The following is a 1,206-nucleotide window of genomic DNA, read 5'->3' as shown; positions in this document are numbered from 1 at the left end:
CCTCTCCATCAGCTCAGCGGCTTGCCGCGTGAGAGCGCGAGCCCGTACCCAAAGATCCTCCCCCTGAAGGGGGAGGTGGCCCGAAGGGCCGGAGGGGGAAGTGACTGATGAAGTCAGTGCTCCCTCCGCCACAGAAGCCCCTTCCCCCTCAGTCGCTCCGCGACAGCTCCCCCTCCAGGGGGAGCATCTCCTCAACCGCCCCCAATGAACGTCACGATCTCGATGCGGTCCCCATCCGCCAGCGCGGTGTCGGCGTACAGCGAACGCGGGGCGATCTCGAGGTTGCGCTCGACCGCCACCTTGCGTGCGTCCAGGCCCAGGGCGGCCACCAGGTCCGCGATGCTGGCGACGCCGTCGAATTGGCGGTCTTCGCCGTTCAGTAGAAGTCTCATCTCACCTCCGAAGCGAGCCCTGCTTGTGACGCGGCGGAACCGGCTATACAAGACCTCCGGAATCGACGGCGGAGCCGAATGGTCAAACCGATCCATGTGCTGAGCGGGCCCAATCTCAACCTGTTGGGAACGCGTGAGCCCGATATCTACGGCAAGGACACCCTGGATGACGTGCGTGTGCGCTGCGAGGCGCGGGCCGCGGCCAGGGGGCTTTCCGTCGTGTTCCGGCAGAGCAATCACGAAGGCGTGCTGATCGACTGGGTGCAGGAAGCCCGCACCGAGGCCAGCGCGCTCGTGATCAATCCGGCGGGCTATGGACATACCTCCATCGCCCTCCTCGACGCCTTGAAGACCTTGAATATCCCGGTCATCGAGTGTCACCTGTCGAACCCTGCGGCGCGGGAGGAGTTCCGCCGCCACACCTTCGTTTCGCTCGCGGCGACCGGCCTGGTCTCCGGCTTTGGCGCTGCGAGCTATGAACTGGCCATCGAGGCCGCCGCCGGACTGATCAGCGTCGACTGACGTCCGCGCCCCGGCCCCAACTGATAAGGTAAGCTTCAATGTCTAATCCGAAGGCCCCCGCCGAGACGGCCGAAACCCCGTCGATCGACGCCCGCCTGGTCCGCAAGCTGGCCGATATCCTGAAGGACACCGGCCTCTCCGAGATCGAGGTCGAGCACGTCGGCCTGAAGATCCGCGTCGCCCGTGAACTGACGGTCGCCCCGACCGCCTACGTCGCCGCTCCGGCCCCCGTGGCCGCGCCGATCGCCGCCCCGGCTCCGGCCGCCGCGCCCGCCGCCGAGGCCCCCGCGGC

The 1,206-nt window shown here is 67.6% G+C and carries 2 protein-coding genes and 1 pseudogene; 2 read left to right on the top strand and 1 reads right to left on the bottom strand.

Annotation, left to right across the window (positions count from 1 at the left end; genetic code table 11):
- Window positions 1-191: 191 nt before the first annotated feature.
- A complete protein-coding gene (gene thiS / locus DDF67_RS25205) occupies window positions 192-392 on the bottom strand; it encodes a sulfur carrier protein ThiS (protein WP_058346516.1) in 201 nt (66 codons plus the stop codon).
- Between the two features lie 78 nt (window positions 393-470).
- Between thiS and DDF67_RS25200 the strand changes: the two genes are divergently transcribed.
- Both DDF67_RS25200 and DDF67_RS25195 read left to right on the top strand, forming a co-directional pair.
- Window positions 471-914 (top strand): type II 3-dehydroquinate dehydratase, encoded by a 444-nt coding sequence (locus tag DDF67_RS25200; RefSeq protein ID WP_109455486.1) that lies wholly within the window; start codon window positions 471-473, stop codon window positions 912-914.
- A gap of 38 nt (window positions 915-952) precedes the next feature.
- Window positions 953-1,206: pseudogene (locus tag DDF67_RS25195) on the top strand (acetyl-CoA carboxylase biotin carboxyl carrier protein); the annotation flags it as partial.

It is taken from the genome of Caulobacter endophyticus (assembly GCF_003116815.1).
Classification (GTDB): Bacteria; Pseudomonadota; Alphaproteobacteria; order Caulobacterales; family Caulobacteraceae; genus Caulobacter; species Caulobacter endophyticus.
The sequence above is the reverse complement of the archived record's forward strand: the minus strand, read 5'-3'. Positions and strand labels throughout refer to the sequence as shown.